Annotated in this window: 13 protein-coding genes; 5 read left to right on the plus strand and 8 right to left on the minus strand. The window is 48.1% G+C overall.

What is annotated here, in order from left to right; translation table 11 throughout:
• Positions 1 to 23: 23 nt before the first annotated feature.
• On the minus strand, positions 24 to 1,358 hold the full coding sequence (locus KVT36_RS15630) for a glycoside hydrolase family 27 protein (protein ID WP_217604412.1): 1,335 nt from the start codon (positions 1,356 to 1,358) through the stop codon (positions 24 to 26).
• A 141-nt stretch (positions 1,359 to 1,499) separates the two neighbouring features.
• On the opposite strand from KVT36_RS15630, the gene KVT36_RS15635 reads away from it, so the two are divergent.
• Positions 1,500 to 2,594 carry a DUF695 domain-containing protein gene (locus KVT36_RS15635; protein ID WP_217604413.1) on the plus strand — a complete coding sequence of 365 codons (1,095 nt, stop codon included), beginning with the start codon at positions 1,500 to 1,502 and terminating at the stop codon, positions 2,592 to 2,594.
• An 8-nt stretch (positions 2,595 to 2,602) separates the two neighbouring features.
• Here KVT36_RS15635 and KVT36_RS15640 read toward each other — a convergent pair whose 3' ends face one another.
• Positions 2,603 to 3,328 carry an SDR family NAD(P)-dependent oxidoreductase gene (locus KVT36_RS15640; RefSeq protein WP_217604414.1) on the minus strand — a complete coding sequence of 242 codons (726 nt, stop codon included), beginning with the start codon at positions 3,326 to 3,328 and terminating at the stop codon, positions 2,603 to 2,605.
• A 114-nt stretch (positions 3,329 to 3,442) separates the two neighbouring features.
• On the opposite strand from KVT36_RS15640, the gene KVT36_RS15645 reads away from it, so the two are divergent.
• The gene (locus KVT36_RS15645; RefSeq protein ID WP_217604415.1) at positions 3,443 to 5,728 is read left to right on the plus strand and encodes a family 20 glycosylhydrolase; all 2,286 of its coding nucleotides are present in this window, start codon (positions 3,443 to 3,445) and stop codon (positions 5,726 to 5,728) included.
• A gap of 7 nt (positions 5,729 to 5,735) precedes the next feature.
• Here the strand turns inward: KVT36_RS15645 and KVT36_RS15650 are convergent, their stop codons facing one another.
• A complete protein-coding gene (locus tag KVT36_RS15650) occupies positions 5,736 to 6,332 on the minus strand; it encodes a YhcH/YjgK/YiaL family protein (RefSeq protein ID WP_217604416.1) in 597 nt (198 codons plus the stop codon).
• A gap of 123 nt (positions 6,333 to 6,455) precedes the next feature.
• Here KVT36_RS15650 and KVT36_RS15655 point away from each other — a divergent pair, with 123 nt between their 5' ends.
• Both KVT36_RS15655 and KVT36_RS15660 read left to right on the plus strand, forming a co-directional pair.
• Positions 6,456 to 7,547 carry a metallophosphoesterase gene (locus KVT36_RS15655; RefSeq protein ID WP_217604417.1) on the plus strand — a complete coding sequence of 364 codons (1,092 nt, stop codon included), beginning with the start codon at positions 6,456 to 6,458 and terminating at the stop codon, positions 7,545 to 7,547.
• A gap of 34 nt (positions 7,548 to 7,581) precedes the next feature.
• Complete coding sequence (locus KVT36_RS15660; protein ID WP_217604418.1) at positions 7,582 to 8,529, plus strand: class I SAM-dependent methyltransferase; 948 nt, start codon at positions 7,582 to 7,584, stop codon at positions 8,527 to 8,529.
• Here the strand turns inward: KVT36_RS15660 and KVT36_RS15665 are convergent, their stop codons facing one another.
• Complete coding sequence (locus KVT36_RS15665; RefSeq protein WP_217604419.1) at positions 8,530 to 10,377, minus strand: glycoside hydrolase family 15 protein; 1,848 nt, start codon at positions 10,375 to 10,377, stop codon at positions 8,530 to 8,532.
• 71 nt (positions 10,378 to 10,448) lie between these two features.
• Here KVT36_RS15665 and KVT36_RS15670 point away from each other — a divergent pair, with 71 nt between their 5' ends.
• Positions 10,449 to 11,219 (plus strand): SDR family NAD(P)-dependent oxidoreductase, encoded by a 771-nt coding sequence (locus KVT36_RS15670; RefSeq protein WP_217604420.1) that lies wholly within the window; start codon positions 10,449 to 10,451, stop codon positions 11,217 to 11,219.
• A 9-nt stretch (positions 11,220 to 11,228) separates the two neighbouring features.
• Here KVT36_RS15670 and KVT36_RS15675 read toward each other — a convergent pair whose 3' ends face one another.
• From KVT36_RS15675 to KVT36_RS15690, 4 genes are all read right to left on the minus strand, one after another.
• Positions 11,229 to 12,191, minus strand: a complete 963-nt coding sequence (locus KVT36_RS15675; protein ID WP_254640029.1) for a pectinesterase family protein — start codon at positions 12,189 to 12,191, stop codon at positions 11,229 to 11,231.
• Positions 12,192 to 12,329: 138 nt separating this feature from the next.
• Positions 12,330 to 14,150, minus strand: a complete 1,821-nt coding sequence (locus KVT36_RS15680) for a RagB/SusD family nutrient uptake outer membrane protein (protein ID WP_217604421.1) — start codon at positions 14,148 to 14,150, stop codon at positions 12,330 to 12,332.
• A gap of 22 nt (positions 14,151 to 14,172) precedes the next feature.
• Positions 14,173 to 17,370, minus strand: a complete 3,198-nt coding sequence (locus KVT36_RS15685) for a TonB-dependent receptor (RefSeq protein ID WP_217604422.1) — start codon at positions 17,368 to 17,370, stop codon at positions 14,173 to 14,175.
• A gap of 324 nt (positions 17,371 to 17,694) precedes the next feature.
• Positions 17,695 to 18,294: an FMN-dependent NADH-azoreductase gene (locus tag KVT36_RS15690; protein WP_217604423.1), complete on the minus strand. Its 600-nt coding sequence runs from the start codon at positions 18,292 to 18,294 to the stop codon at positions 17,695 to 17,697.
• Positions 18,295 to 18,311 lie beyond the last annotated feature (17 nt).

Here is an 18,311-nt window from a genome sequence, read left to right on the forward strand (position 1 = left end):
AAGATACTGAATTAGAACATGGCTTACTTTATTTTATACAACCCTGCTCCATGCGGCTGAATAGTGGGGGTAAATACCCCGGAGAATTTGCCCATTGCTTTTCCACTCCAAAGGTCTGTAATGGCGCCGGGGCCGGTAATGCCCAGCTGCTCCAGGTTCACGGAAACAGGCGCTTCCTGATCTGCTTTATTAAAAACAGCCAGGTAACGTGCACCGGTACCCGGTTCCTCCGCTATCCAGGCGGCTTTGTCGGCATCGTTAAAAAGCTGCCGGTTATTAGTGCTGTGGTTTAAAACGGCCAGTACCCCTTTATTGGTTAACAGTGAAGTGGTAAAGGCATCATTATCCGGCAGGTTGCCGCCAAACATCAGCGGGGATCTGAAGATGCACCATAAGGTCATTAAGGTATATTGTTCGGGACGGGTGAACTTGGTCATACGCGGGTTGCCACGCTCTGCCCGTATGCCGATGCGTCCTAAAGGCAGCATATCGCCGTCGGGCCAGGCGCCTGCTGCCCGCCATTTATTCCAGCGCTCAAACACTTCAAAGTGCTCCTTTAGCGGCTCCCAGCTATCCCAGAAATCGTTCACGGTGCGCCACATATTGGCATGCTGCTGTACATGTTCTGCATGCGCTATGGGCGTTTCTCCCGGCGAGGTGCTTAACACGATCTTTCTCCCGGTACGGTCTATGGCCTTACGGATCATTTCTATTTCTTCCGCAAAATAAATGGGCGCCGACAGATCATCTACCTTCACAAAATCAAGCCCCCAGGATGCATACATTTCAAAAAGGGCATTGTAATATTCCTGCGCGCCGGCCTTGCCAGGCACCACGGTGTACATATCATGCAGCCAAAGGCACTGGTCTTTATCAGAATAAATATCCTGCGCGGTCAGCTGGGTGCCTTTAATAGGCAGCTTGCGCTGCACTGCTATTACCGGTATGCCCCGCATAATGTGGATGCCGAACTTTAGTCCTTTACTATGCAGGTAATCGGCCAGGGGCTTAAAACCCTTGCCGCCGGCTGCGGATGGAAAACGGTTCACTGCCGGCTGAAAACGGCCGTATTCGTCTATGTTATACTGCGGGTCTTTTTCATTGTAACCGTGCGATTTATCATTGCCTACGTACCAGCGTATATCCACCACCACATATTCCCATCCGTATTTCTTCAGGTTTTTGGCCATGTAATCCGCATTGGCTTTTACCTCTGCCTCTGTAACAGTGGGGCCGTAACAATCCCAGCTGTTCCAGCCCATTGGGGGCGTAGCAGCCCAGTCATGAAAGTTAGTGGAAGACTGCGCATAAACGGCAGCGTTGCAGGCAATAAGCAGTACAACAAGTAGTTTTTTCATATGTCCGCGGTTCAATGAGTGTTAGATTGACACGCAATATAATATACTTCTCCGGTAATTACCAGCAAAACGGCGCATCTTCATGTTAAAAAGTGCTTATCTTCAGCCCTGATCTTAACCGTACTAAAAAAGCTGACAGCGATGGGTCTTTTAAAAAGCATTTTTTCCAAAAAAGAGGAACCTATAACATCTTATGAGGATTTCTGGAACTGGTTCCGGAAAAATGAAAAGACATTTTTTAAGGTAGTGAAGGAAAGAGGGGATATTGAAAAGATATTTTTTGATAAGCTATCATCCAGGCTGGGTGAGCTTAAAGAAGGTTTTTACTTTTTAACAGGTATGCTGGATGATAATACCGTGGACCTGGTGATCACCGCGGAAGGAGCTATTAAACATATTGTTTTCGTGGAGGAGCTGATACAATCGGCCCCCGATATTCCTGGCTGGAAGTTCACTGCATTTAAACCGGCATCAGACATCCGCAACAGTAACCTTAAAATGGCCGGCTACCTGTTTAACAGCGAAACAATGCGTTTTTATGCAAACGAAATTGCGGAGTACCCTGATGAAATAGATATTGTGATCACGCATGACGAGCTGAATGAAGAAAATAAACAAACCATCATTAACGGCATCTATATTTACCTGGATACCTACCTGGGTGAGCTGAACTTTGCCACCACTATTGATAATTTAAAAGTGATCCGGAACCATGAAGCACAGCAGGAATGGATCCCTATTGAAAAGCTGAAGGATTTCCTGATATGGCGGCAGAAAGAGTTCATAGAAAAATATGAAGGCACCCGGCACGATACGGAAAACGACAATTACGCCATGCTGGAAGCAAAGCTGAAGAACGGCAATATGCTGCTGGCAGTCATCAACACCGACCTGCTGGAATGGGATAGTAAAGCCTCTCACCCCTGGATCTTAAACGTTGAAATAAAATATGGCAGTAAAAATGATGGCGGCATGCCCAATGATGCTACCTACCAGCTGCTGAACGAGATTGAAGATGCGATATTAAGCGAGCTGAAAGATTATGAAGGTTACCTGAACATTGGCCGGCAAACCGCCAACAGCGTGCAGGAGATCTTCTTTGCCTGTAAAGATTTCAGGAAACCTTCCAAAGTGGTGTATGACATCAAAGACCGGTATGCCTTGCAAATTGAAATAGGTTTCACTATTTATAAAGACAAATACTGGCAATCCTTTAACCAGTTCAGGAGCAGCTGAGATCCTTTTTACGGCAGCTTAGCTACCAGCTTTTCCGGCATCCATTTCAGCGCTGTATAGATCAGCTTCCATTTAAAACCAGGCACAATGGTAAAGCCGCTTCCCGCATTCACCACTGCTGCAGCAATGTATGCAGGCTCCAGCATTAAGGGCTCCGGCAGGTTTAGCCCGGCTGTCATTTTACTGCGGATATAACCGGCCACAATCACATTTACAATAATACGGCGGGAGAAAAGATACTGCCGTAAGCCAGCCAGGTATTGGGTAAAGGCTGCTTTGGTGCTGCCGTAAATAAAATTGCTCTTACGCCCTCTTACTCCTGAAAGGGACGACAGGCCTATGATACGCTCCAGCCGTTCATTATCCTTATCCATGGCAATAATGTTCAGGATAGACACCGCGCCTGCATAATGTACCTGCATCATGCGAAAGCTGCCTTCAAAATCAAGCAGGGCTTCTTCATTGTGTTTCAGATAACCGGCTGCATATACCACGATGTGGGGCTTTTCAGGCAGCTGCCGGTAAAAGCCGGCATGGCTTGCAAAATCGGCCGCATCAAAGTAAAGGATGGTCACCTGCTCTTTTTCCGGCACTTCCTGCTGCACAAATACCTGCAGCGCGTCTGTGCTGCGGGAGGCCGCTATTACCCGGTAACCTTTAGCAGTGTATTGTTTAATGGCCGCTTTGGCTACATCGGAATTTGCGCCCAGCAACAGAACCGTTTTACTTTGCATGCAATAGGTTTAGGGGCATAAAGATAGTGATACATTTTAACCAATTAATACCGCCATTTTCCGCATGTATTGCTTTTCGCTGAACCCTTCAGTAGCTTTAGGCGTTTAAACTAAATGATGACACGTCTTCTTTCCCGGCTCCTGTTAATAGCAGCCATTACCTTGCGGGGCGCTTACGTATGCGCACAAACGAATGCCAGTTTCCCGTTGATCCCCTACCCTGCTTCACTGGAAGCCGGTAGCGGAACGTTTTCAATTACGCTGCGCACTACCATACAGGCAGATGCCGGGTTTGAAAATGCAGTAACACAGCTGCAGCGGCTCATAAAACAGGCATTAGGCAAACCATTAGCAACAGCGGCTAAAGGGCAGATCGTACTGCGTAAAGATGAAACCATCACCGCTGCGGAAGGATACCGGATCAATGTATCTGCCAGCCAGGTTGTACTATCAGCCCAAACCGGCGCCGGTATGTTCCGGGCAGTGGAAACCCTGCGGCAGCTCTTGCCCCTGGCCGTTGAAAAGAGAACAGCATCCGCGCGGTTGAGTGTACCGGCGTTAACCATCACAGATGAACCTTCCTATGCATGGAGAGGCCTTCACCTGGATGTATCCCGCCACTTTTTCAGCATCCAATACCTGGAAAAGTTACTGGACCTGATGGCGCTGTATAAGATGAACAAGCTGCACCTGCATTTAACAGATGATCAGGGCTGGCGTATAGAGATCAAAAAATATCCTGCGCTTACGGAAAAAGGCGCCTGGCGCACGTTTGATAAGAACGATTCAGCTTGCATACGCCTTTCAAAAGAGAATCCTGATATGGCTATTGATGCCTCCCACATTATTAAACGGGATGGCAAAGCCCTGTACGGCGGTTTTTATACACAGGAGCAAATAAAAGGGCTGGTAAACTATGCGGCTGCACGCTACATTGACATTATCCCTGAAATTGATATGCCGGGGCATATGATGGCTGCTATACATCAGTTCCCGGACCTGTCCTGCGAAGGCGGCAGCAAATGGGGCGAGCTATTCACTACCCCCATCTGCCCCTGTAACGAAGGCACCTATGAATTTGCAGAAAATGTTTTTTCAGAGATCATTGCCTTATTCCCTTCAGAATACATTCACCTGGGAGCAGATGAGGTAGACCGCAAAACCTGGGCAAAAAGCCCGGCCTGTACTGCGTTGATGGAAAAAGAAGGATTAAAGAGCACCGCTGAGCTGCAAAGCTATTTTGTAAAACGTATGGAACGTTTCTTCCAGTCCAAAGGCAGAAAGCTGATAGGCTGGGATGAGATCCTGGAAGGCGGCATCAGCGCTACCGCCAATGTAATGTACTGGCGCAGCTGGGTGCCGGATGCCCCTGTTACAGCGGCCCGCAACGGTAATCATGTTATTATGAGCCCCGGTAATCCTTTGTATTTTGATAACCAGCCCGATGCTAATTCACTTTCCAACATTTACAAGTTTAAGGTAGTACCGGAAAAACTTACCGCGGAACAGGCATCGTTCATTATTGGCGCGCAGGCCAACCTGTGGTCGGAACATGTGCCTTCTGAGCACCGTGCAGATTATTTATACTTTCCCCGCATGCTTGCGCTGGCAGAAAGGGTATGGAGCAAAAACCTTGACTATGCAGCCTTTCAGCAACACCTGCCCGCCCATTTCAAACGGCTGGAAACATTAAAAGTGCATTACCGGCTGCCGGACCTTAGCGGTTTTACAGCACAGAATGTATTTGTAGACCAGGCCGTGCTGGATATTAAAAAGCCGCTACCTGACCTTACTTTGCATTACACTACAGATGGCAGTCTGCCGCAGTTCTCGTCCCCGGCATTAAATAAACCGCTGGTAATTACCAAACCGCTTACCATTAAGCTGGCAGCGTTTAGCCCCGGCCGTACCCGCGGCGATATTTATACGCTGCAATATAAAAAAGAGGCTTACCAGGCAGCCGTACAAACCTTTGCCCCTGTAAAGGAAGGGCTGCAATGCGCTTACTATAAAAAATATTACTTAAATACCGGCGGCATGAAAACTTCGGAGCCCGACAGCCAGTTTGTGGCAAAGGACCTGGTAGTGCCTGCCTCTGTAAATGCGCCCAGCTTTGGATTGAAATACACGGGTTTTATTGATGTACCGGAAACAGGCGTATACAGCTTTTATTTCCTGTGTGATGATGGCGGCGTATTAACCATTGGCGATAAGGAAGTAGTAAATAACGACGGGCAGCATGCACCCATTGAAAAATCGGGGCAGGTGGCATTGCAAAAAGGACTACACCCCTTCACACTTGATTTTATTGAAGGCGGCGGCGGATTTTCACTGGGTCTGAAATACAGTGTAGGTAATGGTCCTGTGGCGGAGGTACCGGACAGCTTTTTTAAACATTAAGCATATCCTACTCCAGGGGCAGGTCCAGCGTCTTTACTTTTATCACCAGCTTTTTAACAATGGTTTCGCCAGGTACCTGTATGGTGGGGCGGTGCGCATCGTGCGGGAAAAGCATATAAATGGTATCCGGCCGGGCCGTGTAATATTTTGCAGCGCTGGTATCAATACCCGCAAAAGGGTTTGCGGGTGTAACAGTTACCGGCGCCACTCCTATCATTTCCTTTCCTTTTATAATGTACTGGATGTCGGTATAATCTTTATGAAATTCCCATTTGGTTTGCTCAAAGGCACGCAAAGGTCCCGCGGTAACGGATGCAAATACAATATTGCTGTCAATCGGGTATTTGCCGGGGGCCATCTCCTGCAGGTTGTTTTCTTTTATAAAACGGAAAGCTTTTTTCCAGCGAAGGGAATCGGCATGATACTGGCGGTAAAAGGTCCGGTAATTGAACCCGGTGAACATTTGCTGTGGTATGCCCTCTGCCCAGGTTCTGCTTTTATACCACTGCAGCTCCTTATTGCCCGTGGCTTTGCGCATAACAGAACAGGCGCTCAGTAGCAGTATTGCGAGTATGATCGTGGAGAGCTTTATGATGTTTTTCATAAGAGTAAGATAATACTATTTACGATTTTAGATTTACGATCTTAGATCTTAGATTTGATTGAAGTGAATGAAGCCGCAAATCTAAAATCGTAACTCTAAAATCTAAGATCAAAAAGATTGAATGTGAAGAAACTTCTCCAGAGAGTATTCCGCAAACCCGTGATCTGGCTGGCTGATAGATTATCATCCCACCCGGAAAAAGCCGCTGTTTTCAGCTCGCTCAGCCAGCTGCTGCAGGAGCTGCTGAAAGGGAAAACCAACCGCGGTGTCACTTTTTCGTGCCTGCCGGAAAACACGCGCTTCATTATCTTCTCTGATCAGCACAAAGGCGGCAGGGATGCGGCGGATGATTTTGCAGCTGCCGAAAGCAATTATATGACCGCCTTAAGCTGGTATTACAGTAATGACTATACGCTGATAAACCTGGGTGATTGTGAGGAGCTGTGGGAAAACAAGCCGGCCACTGTAATTGAAAAAAACCGGCTCACCTTACTGGAAGAAGCAAAGTTCCTGCAGCAAACCCGCTATTACCGCATTTTCGGGAATCATGACCTGGAATGGAACTACCTGATACCCCGCCAGCAGTTCCTGAAAACCATCTTTGGCGAAAAGCTGAAGGTGTATGAAGGCCTGGTGCTGCAAATACCCTATAACAACCAAACCTATTCCTTCCTGTTAACACATGGTCACCAGGGCGATCTGCGGAGCGATGGCAATGCCTTCTCCAAATGGTTTGTAGCTGCTATCTGGACGCCCATTCAGCGTTTCCTGGACATTCATCCGGATACCATTTCCGACTCATTTGACCTGGTAGACCGCCACAACGTGGTGATGTATGAATGGACCCTGCAATATAAAAACACATTCTTAATTTCCGGGCACACGCATAAACCGGTCTTTGCCTCCCTTGATCATATAGACCGGATCACCAAACAGCTGGAAAAAGCAAAGCAGGCAGGCAATACAGCGCTCATGAACACGCTGCAGGCCGCACTGGAAAAGCGCCGCGCAGAATATGCCGGCAAACAATTTGTAAAAACCATGGCGCAGCCCACCTATTTTAATACCGGTTGCTGCTGTTTTAGTGACGGGGATATTACCGGCATTGAAATAGCGGAAGGTTTTATCCGCCTTATTAAATGGGAAGTAGGCGAGCGGAAAGTGCTGGAAGAATCGCCCTTGTATTATTTGTTTGATCAGTTACCCCCACAGTGAACATAAATATTTTCTGCCGTACCCAACCTTCCGGATGCACGCTGCTGTCTATACCTACATGATCAATGCAACCGGCGAAAACTTTGCCCAGGACCCGTATACCCGGGAGGTTAAAAAAGTTGTTAACTCATGGTTTTCAAAAACTATTGACGGCATTCACTTTTCCCATCAGCCCATTTATGGCTACCGTACCAAATATGCGGCTACCAGCAATATTGCCCGGTATATGGTTACCCGCTCAATTCTAAATGCGCTGGGACGTTTTTCTTTTTCCAGCTTCATTGATGTGGGAGGTGCGGAAGGTTATACTGCTAACCTGGTAAGGACCTTGTTTAAAGTGGAGGTGCGCTCAACGGACCTGTCAGACTATGCCTGCAGAATGGCCAGCGAAATATTCAATATAAATGCGGCCTGCTGCGACATTCACCACCTGCCCTTTGAAGACCGGTCGTTTGATGTTGTGCTTTGCAGCGAAACCATTGAGCATGTAACGGATTACAAAATGGCGGTACAGGAATTATTGAGAATTACCAATAAGGTATTGGTGATAACGGTTCCTCATGACCCTCCTGCCCTGGTGGCGGAAAATATCCGGCTTAAAAGAACCCATGAGCATATCCATTGTTTTGATATACATACCCTCGATTATTTAAAGCAGCAGGGTTATACCGTGGAATACCAGAAAACCCTATGCCCCCTGCTGGTGGTACCGCGTGTAGTAGCGGAAGGGCATGCCAAGCCAAACACTAAATGGACCTTTAAAATATATAACCGCTTAACGCCGCTTTTCAGAAAGCTGTGGGGCATCCGTACCGCTAACCGGCTAACCAATATGGATACACGCCTGGCCAAGCTTTCCGGCTTATATGGCGGCATTACCTTTATTATAAAAAGAAAAGATACAGCGGAAAAAATGCAGCCCCGTACCTTCCGGTCCCAGGACTTTACCGGTATCAAAGTGCCGTTCCATAAACCCGTATAACTAAATGTCTGCGGTCTTATTCAGCCGGCCTATCTGCTTATCCAGCTCCAGTGCGGCGCTGATCAAAGCCAGGTGGGTAAAGGCTTGCGGGAAGTTGCCCAGGTGCTCGCCTTTTTTACTGATCTGTTCTGAGAACAGTCCCAGGTGATTGGCATAACCCAGCATTTTTTCAAAGTTCTCTATGGCTTCATCCAGCCTTTTTGATTTTGCCAAACATTCAACGTACCAGAATGAGCACATGTTAAAAGTGCCCTCCTTGCCGGTTAGCCCGTCAAATCCATCAATATCATTATCGTAGCGGTATATCAGCACATCCAGCCTTAGCTTGTTGTTAATGGCTTCCATGGTCGATTTCCAGCGGGGTTCCTCCGGGGTAATAAAATGCACCAGCGGCATTAGCAGCACACTGGCATCTATGGTATCGCCGGCCTTGCCGTTTGTTTTATGCTGCATCCAGGCCTGCTGCTCTTCGTTCCAGAAATTGTGGTAAATGTCGTTGTAAATTTCATCCCTTACAGATTCCCACTTTTTTACCGGGAAGGGAAAAGACCGGTCGCGGCCTATCTTAATAGCCCGGTCCATGGCTACCCACAGCATTAAGCGGGAATTCAGGAAGTGTTTTTTCTTTTGCCGGATCTCCCAGATGCCGTGATCTGCTTTTTCCCAGTTATCTATCACATAGTTCACTTCTCTTTCAATCAGCTCCCATAGCTCGTGTGTTACCGGTTCGTAAAATTTGTTATAGATATAAATGGTATCCAGCAATTCGCCGTGTATGTCCAGCTGCAGCTGTTTATTTGCATCGTTGCCAATCCTTACCGGGTGGGATCTTTTGTAGCCCTGCAGGTGCACAAATTCAATTTCGTCAATGTCCGTACCGCCATCTACCCGGTAAATCAAATGCATGTCGTTCTCTTTTGCATGTTTAATGATCCAGTCCAGAAAGGCTTTGCCTTCTTTACGAAATCCCAGCTTTAAAAATGCATACATGCTAAAGGCTGCATCCCGGATCCAGGTATAACGGTAATCCCAGTTACGCAGCCCGCCCAGCTCTTCCGGCAGTCCAAAGGTAGCGGCTGCAATTACGGAACCATGTTCTATGCAGGTCAGTAATTTTAAGGTAATGGCTGATCGCATTACAATGCTTTCCCAGCCACCTTTGTAGGTTGATTGGCGGGTCCAGGAACGCCAGTAGCGGATGGTTTCAAAATAGGTATGGTTCACAAAAAATTCCAGGTCTGAAAGGTATTTCTCCTCTCCTTTCCTTACAGACTCCATTACAAAATGGGCGGTTTTGGATTCTTTCAGCGTAAAATTGGCGTAGGCATCTTCTTTCCGCATCTTCAGCTTTACGTTGGCGGATAAACGAACGGTAAGTCCTTCCACTGCCTGCTCCGTACAATCAAACAGAATGCTGTTGTTGTCCCCTGCGGCGGTGTGCATGGATCTGCCATAATTCAAACGGGGCTGAAAATGCATATTGAAATCAATATTGCCCCTTATGGCAGTAACCTTTCTTACAATTACGTTATAACTGTTGCAGGTATCCGGCATCACCGGCATGTAGTCGGTGATCTCCGCAATACCGGTATCAGAAAAGAAGCGGGTTATCAGTACTGCTGTAAAAGGAATGTACAGCTGTTTGGTTACTACATCCTTCATTTTGGGGGTGATGGTAAACGCCCCGCCTGCCTTGGGGTCAAGCAGTGAAGCAAACACAGAAGGAGAATCAAACCTGGGGGCGCAAAGAAAATCAATACACCCGGTTAAAGACACCAGGGCCGCTGTGCGCATATTACCAATAATTCCATGATGCTCTATAGACTCAAATTCCGTTTTTCTGTTCATATAGTAGCGTATCTAATTTCATTTTATTAAATTAGGAAAGTATTACCAAATGCCCATTTAATAATTGAAAAATGAAGAAGCTTGAAAATAAGATTGCCCTGATCACCGGCGCTGATGCCGGCATTGGCCGGGCTATAACATTGGCCTATGCCGCGGAAGGTGCAAAGGTTGTTATTATCTACCATTCGGATGAGCCCGCAGCAGCACAGCTTGCTGATCAAATAAAAAAGGAAGGGGGTAAGGCCATTTATTTTAAGCTGGATGTTGCAGATGAAGCAGCCGTAAAAGAAATTTTCAGCAAGGTAAATGAGCAGTTCGGAACGGTGGATCTCCTGGTGAATAATGCTGCGGTTAATGGCAGCAAAACACCGGTAAAGGATATGCCTACGGAAGTTTTTGATACCTGTATCAAAACAAACCTCTACGGCCCCTTTTACTGCAGCAGGGCTTTTTTAAACCAGCCGGCCCTGAAGAATGGGAATATTATATTCATCAGCTCTATTCATGAGGAGATCAATACGGCCGGCAATGCAGAATACAATGCCTCTAAAGCGGCTATCAGAAATTTCAGCAGAAGCCTTGCGCTGGAGGTGGCTGATAAGGGCATCCGCGTAAATAACATTGCCCCCGGCATGATCCTTACTGATATGAATAAGGAAGCCATGGAAAATGAGCAGCTGCGCAAAGAAAAAGAGCAGCACATTCCCGCAAAACGGGCCGGCAAACCGGAGGACATCAGCGGCATTGCCGTTTTCCTGGCATCTGCTGAAAGTGATTACGTGACCGGCGCTACCTTTGTGGTGGATGGCGGGCTTAGTATCAACATTGGCCAGGGCGCCTGACAAAAGCGTTTAGGGGACCCAGTTATCGGCGCCCCCTAAAATATTTTTGATGGTATATTGTTCTGCTTCCTTTTTAGTTAATTGTTTTGACCAGGCTACGCGGTCCTTTACGTCAGCCCCGGGACCCGTATTCCCATACTCCGCATAATAGGCTGTTTTGTCTTTGTCCGGGAACATGGCATCTCCCTTCCAGGGGTCCCAGCCCTGTGGAGTAATATGGCTGCCCAGCTCACAATGAATAAAAACCGTTCTGGCATAAGGCCGCCAGGGCCGGCCCAGGAACACTTTTTTAGCAGCGGTATCTGCTACCAGCTTACAATTAAAGAACACAAATCCAAATGCATGCCCCTGCCGTGTAGACGCGGCTGTTATATAAGAGTTCATCAGGCTTTTAATAGTACAATCCCGGAACACAGCGGTGGCCTCTCCAAAAATAAAATCCGTGGTGCCTTCAATATAACAGTTCTGGAAGTATTGCCGGCAGCTTTCCCTAGCGGCATATAATGTATCCTGGTTACCCAGCAGCCTGCAGTTCTTTATCACGGCACGGTCGCCCTCTATATGCAGGGCCACGGCCTGTCCCACGCGGCCTGCGGTATTTTGTATGGTCAGGTTTTCTGCGCTGAAATCATTGCCCTGCACCAGCACCGTGTAAGAAGTGTAGGTCACGTACTTGTCCCTGCCACTGGGGTCTTTACCGGGAAAAGGCTTGCCGCTGTAATCGTTGTTACTTATAATAGTGCCTTCCTTACTTTCACCTATCAGCGAAATATTTGTTTTCCAGGAAGGGATCACCAGCTTCTCATTATAGGTGCCGTTCTTAATAAAGATCGTCACCTGCAGCTTGGAAAGGTCCCGCACGGAGTTAACGGCTTCCTGGATGGTTTTAAAGTCGCCGCTGCCATCTTGCGCAACGGTTATTCTGGTTGGCGGAATGGTTGTTTGCGCTGTTACGCTAACAGCAGCCATCATTAACCACAATAAAAAAAACGCTCTTTGCATTCGCATAATCAAAAGGTCAGTTATTAATATTTTGGTACGGGCAGCTGCCCGCTGCTCAACATCGTTGCGTCGCATTACGTTCATCCGCATCGCTTTGGGCAGCGGGCATCAATAACCGGGATTTTGCTCCAGGCGGCCCTGGTATGCATCCAGCGTGGCCTGGTCAAAAGGATAAAGCTCACTTTTACCGGAAACAAAAAAACGTGCCAGGCCTTCCCACAAAGCCAGGTTATCAATGGCATTGGTTACTGTCAGGTGCTGCGCCCAGTCTGTCCGGGTCCATCCTGTAAGCGGGTCCGGCGCCTGCGTGGGCTGGTACCAGGGAACAGCCGTAACATCCGTGCTGCCTGGCACATAATATTGGATCTCCTCGCCATTATTCTTCCAGTAAATGTAGCGTGGCACAAAACTATACACCCCGGTACGGTCGCGGATCTGCTGGATCTTTGTCCTGGTTTCCGCCAGCCTGGTGGCCAGCAGGTTCCAGCGAAGCAGGTCAAATTTACGGATGCCTTCATGCCCAAACTCAAGATAACGCTCATTTACAACAGCATTAAAAAATTCCTGTTTGGTTACCGGGGTAGTTCCCATCTTGCTTTCATTACCCTTGTAGGCACGCCGGCGCACTTCCTCAAAAGCGGCAATGGCAGCGGCTGTGGGGCTGCCGTTAAGCTCATTCTCCGCTTCTGCAAACATTAACAGCACATCAGCAAACCGGATCAGCACCCAGTTATACCCTACGTTTAAAACATTGCCCGGCAATAAGGGCACCCGCCAGTCGCGGCGGTATTTGCCTGTATTTAATTCACCCAGGCGGCGCTGTGATTTTATATTAGATGAGGAAGTTACCTGGTACGATGTAATGGTTACATCGCGGCGGGTATCTACTGAATCAAAAGCGTAAAAATAATTGGGCAGCATTACAATGCCGCCGCCACCGGCCCCGTAGCGGGTTGCCGCATTTAAATTCGGCCCGTCATAGTTACCCATGCGGCTGTCGCTGTTACCATTGCCGCCGCCGGCCCCTACTTCAAACAGCACTTCGCCCTGCGGGTCGTATTTAAAAGAGGTTACATTTTTCCAGATGTCCTTGAAATCAGGGTTCAGCGTATGCTCGCCGCGGTGTTGCATCAGCTCCGCACATTCATCCCTGGCAATGGTGTAATATTTCAGGTAATCGCTCCTTCTTTCCATTTGCCCGTTGCGGCGCAGCGCATAACCGCCACGGTACAACGCCATTCTTGCTCGTAAGGCCATGGCAGCGCCTTTGGTTATCCGCTCATTACGTGCTACTTCCGTGCGCCAGGGCAGCAGATCTTTGGCAGTGGCCAGGTCGGCCAGCAGCTTATCGTAGGTGGAATCCCTGTCGGCCCGGCCAATGAACAGGTTGGCCTGCTCATAAGAAGGTATCATGGGCGCCGGCACATCGCCCCAGTTGCGGATCAGCTCCTGGTAAAACTGGGCTCTCAGTGTCAGGGCTTCTGCATACAAACGGCGCAATTCCTTTTTCTGCTCATCTGTGCCGCTGGTATATAATTGCATTAATGGAATCTGCTCAATGCAAAGGTTAGCTTTTTCCACACCACGGTACAGCTGGCGGAAAGGGTTAGATATTTCTGCGTTGGTAAGCAGCAGCTGGTAGCGGCCCACCCCCCTGCGGCCGTTATCAATATTACCGCTCACAATACCTTCATCTGAATCATAGGGGTAATACATGCTAATGCGTATGCCATACCCGGCATCACCCTGCAGCTCATCATACACGCCAATTACAGCGGAGGTAGCGTTGGACACATCTGAAAAAACTTCCGGTATGTTGTATTGGGAGCGGGGCTCTACCTCCGTCCATTTTTTACAGGCCTGCATGGTAAATAAAGCTGCAAGCATAATAATGATACCGCTTAAGCGCCTGTAGGATATATGTTTCATGGGAGCTGTCAAGTTTTAGGTTTTAAAAAGTAACGTTTACACCAAACACCCAGGTCCTGGAACGGGGGTAAGCCGCAAAGTCCACACCGGGGGTTAAGGGATCACTGCGGCGGGCTGTAACATCCGGGTCATAACCTGAATAGCCGGTTATTACGGCCAGGTTATTCACGGTGCTGAATACACGAAGACTGGAGATCTTAGCCCGCTCTGTAATACGTTGGGGAAGGGTATATCCTAAGGTTACATTATTTACGCGCAGGTAAGAGCCATCTTCCACTGCCCAGGAATGCAGCCACCAGCGCTGCACCCGCACCGGTGACCAGATGCTGGCATCTGCGTTCAGCGCGGCCAGCTCATTGGGATCTGTTACTACCTGCCCCTGGCTGTTGATGTTGGTCCAGCGGTTCTTCATAGTGCTTATCATATTCAGGTTGGGAAAAGCACCGTCTGTCCACTCTAATTTATTGGCATTATAAATATCGTTGCCCACTACAAAGTTGATGAATATGCTGGCGTCAAAATTCTTGTAGGTGAACTGGTTATTCCAGCCGCCGGTAAACTTAGGGTTAGCGTTACCGATCACGGTACGGTCGGCATCTGCGGTGATCAGCCCATCGCCACTCAGGTCTTTCCACTTTAACATGCCGGGCTGCGGGGTACCGTACACCCCATTCACCGGAACACCTTTTTTGATGGTGTAGGTAGCGGTAGCAGCATTATAGTCAAAATCGTTGAGGGTATAAAAACCATCCGTTACAAAACCGTACATCAAACCTACGGGCTCTCCTACTTTCACTAAATAATCATCTACCCCGTCTGATCCCTGCCAGCCTGAGTTACGGGTTATCTGCGCGGGACCGCCAAGATTCTCCACCCGGTTCCGGTTTAAAGCAATATTGAAATCCGTGCTCCATTTAAAATTCTTTTGCCGTACAGGCGTAGCGCTTATCTGTAGCTCTATACCCCTGTTGGAGGTAGCACCAATGTTCTGCACCTGTGTAGTGTAACCGGTTGTGGGCGGTATTTGCACGGCCAGTAAAAGATCGTTCGCAGTATTTTTATAGGCATCAATGGTTACCTGCAAGCGGTTATCAAAGAAAGCCAGGTCCAGTCCAAGGTTACGCGTTATATTTTTTTCCCAGCGCAGCGCAGGGTTTGCCAGCGCAGAGGGTGCAAAACCCGGCAGTATGGAATGGTTAAATGCATACTGGCCGGTTACACCATACAGCTGCCGGTATAACAGGTCGCCTATACGATTATTACCTACAGCGCCGTAACCAAAGCGCAGCTTACCATCTGTAAGCCAGCTGATATTATTCATAAACCGCTCTGCAGAAAAACGCCAGGCTATGGAAGCGGATGGGAATACCAGGGTACCGTTCTCCGGAGCAAACTTCGAGGAACGGTCAGCCCGCAGGTTAACAGTAGCCAGGTATTTATCGTCATACGCATAACTAACGCGGCCAAATAAAGAAAAGATACGGCTGGGCGGGTTTTCACCGGAGGAAGGCAATGGCTGTGCAGAGCCTGTGGGCGCTGCTCCCAGGCCCATATTCGTCAGCGCCTTGTTAGCACTTATATCTGCCGGAAAATACCGGGTCTCTACATAATTGCTGCTGGATAAAAACTCTACCATCTCCTGCCCTGCCAGCACGGTAATATCATGATGGGTTTTATATTTACTCAGCGTGTATTGCAGGGTGTTGGAATTATTGAAGGTGCTGTTCTGCTGATCCCCAATGGAAGCAACGGGCAGGGAGGCATACTGCCGCGCCGTGCCGGTAATTTTTCCATAAAAAAGGGATTGCCGGATGCTGGTGTTATCATAACCGAACGTAGAGCGGAATGTAAGGTTCTTAACCAGGTTAATGCTTACATATCCTGTGAGGTAGGTGGCTTTTGTTTTTTGCTCGCGGTACTCTGCCTGTGTAAGCAGCACCGGATTGGTGGCTCCGCCGGAGGCCAGGAAATAGGCTTCATCAAAATCATCTATTCCTCCGCCGGATTCCGGTATTTCAAACGGGCGGTAATTAATGGAATGGCGTAAGCGGTTGGTAGTGCGGGTACCGCTATTGGTAGTGCCTGCGCCGTGAATTTCCTGATCCAGGTAACGCATATTAATACCTGCTTTTACCCTATCAGAAATTTTATGGTCTAGCTTAAAATTAGCGATCTTACGATCCAGCCCGGATTCCAGCAATATGCCGTCTTCCTTATTGGCGGTCAGGCTTAAATTAAAATTAGTAGCGGCGGTGCCGCCGTTCATGGATACATTATGGTTCTGAAATTGCGCCTTACGTCCAAATACTTCATGCTGCCAGTTAATGGGCTGTATATGCTTATAGTTCTGCAAGGTATCCCAGGTAGTACCGTAGGTATCGGCAAAGCTGATGCTGTCTGCAATACTGCTCCGGCTTCTTTCATATTGCCATAAAACAAAGTCGTACGGGCTTAATACATCCATGGTTTTGGGCAGCTCCCGCCAGCCGGCAGATCCGCTGTAGGTTACCTGCGTTTTACCGGCACGCCCGCTTTTGGTAGTGATGATCACTACACCGTTGGCGCCTCTGGCCCCGTAAATAGAGGTGGTAGAGGCATCTTTTAACACATCAACAGAAGCAATGTCCTGCGGCGCAATAACCGACAGGGCGTTTTCAACCTGCACCCCATCTACAATGTACAGGGGTGAGTTATCCTGTGTAATAGATCCGCCGCCGCGCACCCTCACCACCAGCTCTGCACCGGGCGCGCCTTCTGACGCTACTACCTGCACACCTGCCAGGCGGCCCTGCAATACTTCTGCGGCTGACGATAAGGGCACATCTTTAATTTGCCGGGCGCCTACAGAAGAAACAGCGCCGGTTACATCTTTCTTTTGCACAGCGGTATAACCTACCACCACTACTTCCCCAATGCTGGCCTGCTCTTTACGCAGCCGGACCAGCAAGGGTTTGCTGCCGTTGGCAGTAATGGTTTGGGCACTGTAACCAATAAACGAAAACAGGAGGTCTACCGACGTTCCCCCGTTTACGGTAATTGAAAAGTGGCCGTTGGCATCGGTAATTGAGCCCTGCTTTGTTTTAGTAACCTTAATGGAAACGCCGGGTAGCGGATCGTTGCCATCATCCGCTACCACCTGGCCGGTGATAGTAAGGGTTTGCGCATGGGCAGTTAAAAATCCCAATGCCAAAAACAGCATGATCAGTAAATTTGTTTTCATAACGTTCATAACAGTGGATATCGATGTGGATGTGGAAATGTTAAATCAAAAAGGGCAAACTAATTACATACAGGGCCAGGATTATTCATGAATATCCCCATCAGTTCAATAGCTTTTCAGTAAAAAAATAATCAGGCAATCATTCCTCCAATACGTAGACAATTCTATACCTATTTTTTTTACAAACCATTCTTTCCGGACATTTTATTTACGCAAACGTTGCCGGAGAAAATGCAAAACAGTCTGTAAAATAAGAACGGGAGCCGTACCAAATGCAGTACAGCTCCCGTTTTCAGCCAGTTATTCCTTATCTTTTAAAATACTTTATACGGCCACACTTTCAATTCCTTTCTGCAGCGCAACATCCTGCACACCAGGAACGCTAAAACCTTCTGCACGGAAAACAGTAATATCTGTTAACCCAATAAAGCCCAGGATATGCCGCAGGTAAGGCTCTGCAAAATCCCATGATTTATAAGGCCCGTCAGAGAAAACACCGCCGGATGCAATGGCCAGGTACACTTTTTTGTTCTTCACCAATCCTTCCGGACGGCCATCTACAACCGTAAAAGTTTTACGTGAGCGCACAATATGATCAATCCAGGCTTTCAGCGCAGAGGGAATACTGAAATTATAAATTGGCACCCCTATCACCAGGATGTCTGCTTCTTCAATTTCACGAATGGCTTGTTCCGAATGCGTTATTGCCAGCCGGTATTCCGGGGAATTATTTCCCTCCGGCGCATAAAAAGCAGTCAGATGGGATTCTTCCAGGTGAGGATACTTATCTGCAACCAGGTCCCTTACGGTTACGGTGCTCTCCGGGTAACGTGCCTGCAGCTTGTCTATGATCTCCTGTTGCAGCCGCATGCTGTTGGAAGCTTTGCCCCGGGCGCTTGAGATGACGTTTAATATTTTCTTCATGTTGTAAACAGTTTTGC

Source organism: Chitinophaga sp. GbtcB8 (assembly GCF_019091455.1).
Lineage (GTDB): Bacteria > Bacteroidota > Bacteroidia > Chitinophagales > Chitinophagaceae > Chitinophaga.

Bases quoted from the DNA above. Each gene is read 5' to 3' on its own strand.
- KVT36_RS15630 (WP_217604412.1), bottom strand. From the start codon at position 1,358: ATGAAAAAACTACTTGTTGTACTGCTTATTGCCTGCAACGCTGCCGTT.
- KVT36_RS15635 (WP_217604413.1), top strand. From the start codon at position 1,500: ATGGGTCTTTTAAAAAGCATTTTTTCCAAAAAAGAGGAACCTATAACA.
- KVT36_RS15640 (WP_217604414.1), bottom strand. From the start codon at position 3,328: ATGCAAAGTAAAACGGTTCTGTTGCTGGGCGCAAATTCCGATGTAGCC.
- KVT36_RS15645 (WP_217604415.1), top strand. From the start codon at position 3,443: ATGATGACACGTCTTCTTTCCCGGCTCCTGTTAATAGCAGCCATTACC.
- KVT36_RS15650 (WP_217604416.1), bottom strand. From the start codon at position 6,332: ATGAAAAACATCATAAAGCTCTCCACGATCATACTCGCAATACTGCTA.
- KVT36_RS15660 (WP_217604418.1), top strand. From the start codon at position 7,582: ATGCACGCTGCTGTCTATACCTACATGATCAATGCAACCGGCGAAAAC.
- KVT36_RS15665 (WP_217604419.1), bottom strand. From the start codon at position 10,377: ATGAACAGAAAAACGGAATTTGAGTCTATAGAGCATCATGGAATTATT.
- KVT36_RS15670 (WP_217604420.1), top strand. From the start codon at position 10,449: ATGAAGAAGCTTGAAAATAAGATTGCCCTGATCACCGGCGCTGATGCC.
- KVT36_RS15675 (WP_254640029.1), bottom strand. From the start codon at position 12,191: ATGATGGCTGCTGTTAGCGTAACAGCGCAAACAACCATTCCGCCAACC.
- KVT36_RS15680 (WP_217604421.1), bottom strand. From the start codon at position 14,150: ATGAAACATATATCCTACAGGCGCTTAAGCGGTATCATTATTATGCTT.
- KVT36_RS15685 (WP_217604422.1), bottom strand. From the start codon at position 17,370: ATGAAAACAAATTTACTGATCATGCTGTTTTTGGCATTGGGATTTTTA.
- KVT36_RS15690 (WP_217604423.1), bottom strand. From the start codon at position 18,294: ATGAAGAAAATATTAAACGTCATCTCAAGCGCCCGGGGCAAAGCTTCC.